Source organism: Frankia nepalensis, from assembly GCF_016786325.1.
Taxonomy (GTDB): Bacteria; Actinomycetota; Actinomycetes; order Frankiales; family Frankiaceae; genus Pseudofrankia; species Pseudofrankia nepalensis.
The window spans coordinates 1-2,664 of record NZ_JADWYU010000314.1 but is presented as its reverse complement, the minus strand read 5'-3'; the positions used below and the strand labels follow the sequence as shown (position 1 = coordinate 2,664).

General features: G+C 62.8%; 2 protein-coding genes. Both read right to left on the bottom strand.

The window, feature by feature from the left end; all coding sequences use genetic code 11:
- Window positions 1–109: 109 nt before the first annotated feature.
- Window positions 110–670 (bottom strand): cysteine hydrolase family protein, encoded by a 561-nt coding sequence (locus I6A81_RS40860; protein WP_238431171.1) that lies wholly within the window; start codon window positions 668–670, stop codon window positions 110–112.
- Between the two features lie 244 nt (window positions 671–914).
- Window positions 915–1,598, bottom strand: coding sequence for a response regulator transcription factor (locus I6A81_RS40855; RefSeq protein ID WP_203008245.1), 684 nt, complete (start codon window positions 1,596–1,598; stop codon window positions 915–917).
- Between the last annotated feature and the right edge of the window lie 1,066 nt (window positions 1,599–2,664).

Below are 2,664 nucleotides of genomic sequence, written 5' to 3'. Positions count from 1 at the left end.
GCAAGCCCGTCGCCCGCTGGGCACCACGAACGACCACCGACAGCTAAACCCCGTCAAGATTCAGGACAGGCTCTGAGCGCTCCGCCAGGCCGTGCCACGGCCAGATAAGTCAGTTGAGCGAAGCGATCCATTCGCCAACACTCACGACTTCAGCCCGCGACGGAAATACCTTTTCGCACAGCACGCGATGAACCTCATCGTCCCTGTCGGAACACCCGTCCGAAAGCACCGTCACCGCGTAGTCCAGGTCCGCGGCCTGGGTGAGCGTGAACAGCACGACTCCACTGGTCAGGATTCCAGCAAGAACAACGTGTGTGATTCCCATGGACCGTAGGACGACGTCCAGGTCGCTCCCGGTGAACGCGCTCACGCGCTTTTTCACCACTACCACATCTTGCTCTACCGGTGCCACCATCTCGCAGATCTGGGTCGCGAGATCGTCGTCTCCGAACCCTCCTCGGCCTATCAACGCCGAGAAGGCACGGTTTCGTGCACTGATATCTGGGGTGCCGACGCGGAAGGCGAGCCGCACATAGATGACAGGGATCCGGTGGTCTCTGGCGGCGGCCACCGCCTTAGCCACACGGCCAAGAAGAGCAACACCGTGATCATCGGTGAGTCCATCCACTACGCCAGTTTGGAGATCCATGACGATCAGAGCAGTAGGCAATGCGTAGCCTCCTTTCCAGTACAGGAATAGTCTGCCTCGTCGATTTTGTCAAGGTAGGTACCTGTCGCGGTGCCCGCAAACGCGGTGTATAGGGCGCGATCGTCTGACTACTCGGCGAACGCGACGATCCGTGACATCGAGGAGACGTTTCGCGATTCCGGCGAGAGGCTTTCACAACAACAGACATACGGTGGCCGCGCGTCCGGCTGTGACCGCCCCGGAGGGGTAGGCGGCCCGCCCTCACTCAGTGCCGCGGCGTCGCCTGCACCAAGCCGCTCTGATATGCGATGACGACCAACTGGGCGCGGTCCCGGACGTTGAGCTTCGCCATCGCGTGGTGGAGGTGGGTGCGTACAGTCAGTGGGCTGATGACTAAGCGGGCGGCGATCTCTTCGTTGGAGTGGCCACCAGCTGCCAAGGCCATCGCCTCCCGCTCTCGTATGGTGAGTACGGCAAGCTGATCCGGAGATGCCAGCCGGTTGTTGGCGTCCAGTTCGGGCGTGGCGAGAAAGCGAGCGATGAGGGCACGAGTGGCGTTCGGCGAAAGAAGCGCGTTGCCGGCGGCAACGGTGCGGATCGCGGTGAGCAGGTCGCTTGCGCCGATGTCCTTTCCGAGGAAGCCACTCGCCCCGGCCCAGATGGCCCGCGCAACGTACTCGTCAGTCTCGAACGTGGTCAGGATAATCACCCGCGTTCCAGTGAGCTCCCGCTGAGCGCAGAGGGAGGCGGTGGCGGCCAATCCGTCGGTGCCCGGCATACGAATATCCATTATCACGACGTCTGGACGGTGGCCTCGGGCGAGCTCGACTGCCTGCCGCCCGTCGGCGGCCTCGGCTACGACCTTCATGTCGTCGCATGAGTCGATAAGCATTCGAAAGGTCTCCCGAAGCAGGGCTTGGTCGTCGGCGAGCATGACGCGGATAGTCATCGGGTTCGGCACCCCTCCTCAGGTTTATGGTCTGGTTCGCCGGCGGTCCCCGGCGGGAATCAGTTCGGACCCGCGGTAGCGCGAGGCGGACGGTGGCCGCTGCCACGACGGTGATCCAGGGCGCGACACGACCGGCATAGGGCTCTATCCGCGACCGACCTTCCAACGAGAAGAGGCCAAAGGTCACTCGTGCGACCGCTGTCGTGGCGGCGCACGGACGACGACGATGGGAATAGATCGTCGGTCTACTCCAGGCGATGGTTGGCGTTGGGCGCACACGTGTGGATGTGGTTGGCCGCGCGGCACTACTCGCTTGCTGGCGCACGGATCGCGATGTACGTCACATGATCACCTAATGGCGTTTCCGATGTATGTCCGCCGCCTCGTTCCGAACGGCTGATTCTACACCTAGCCCGGCCCAGGCCAGCGCCCGGAGTACCCAAGAGGATGGTGGCCTACTGCGAGGGTAGTAGATGCAAATACTGCATCGGCATGATTGACACGGGATCGACCGGTCGACAGGGTGGTCGGCATGCCATCCCCGAGTCTTGCGTGCGCCTGACCCCATCCCGACGGGCTGCCGCGGAGTTACGACGCAATCGCGTATCCCGGAATACCGCGAATCGCGACTAGAAAAGAGGTCCGTCCGACTGCCAGACACCGAATGATACCGCGTCTTCATTTCGTCTCCCCTGTATTGGGTTCGGCGCCACCTTCCCGCACCGCCCTTCCGCCGAATAGCCAACGCAGGTCGGTGCTGGATGTTTCGGATCAGAGGGCAGCTAAACTCGGCGGAATCCACACGGGGAGTACAGGTGGTCCGTTTTTCGGGCCACACCGCGGCCATCTGAATACTTGACCAGACTTTCTTCTCTGGTCGCGCCGGGCCGGTGTGCCACATTTACACCCGGCCTCTCATCTCGCCTCACAAGGAGCTCACTCATGCCACCGGCAAGGATCTTCGCGCGCCCCCGAACGCGATGGTCGCGCAGGGCGACGGCAAGTTTGCTTGGTAGCGGCCAGTGGGCCGTGCTGAGGGTTCCCGGTGGTTGCGGGTGGCAGGTCG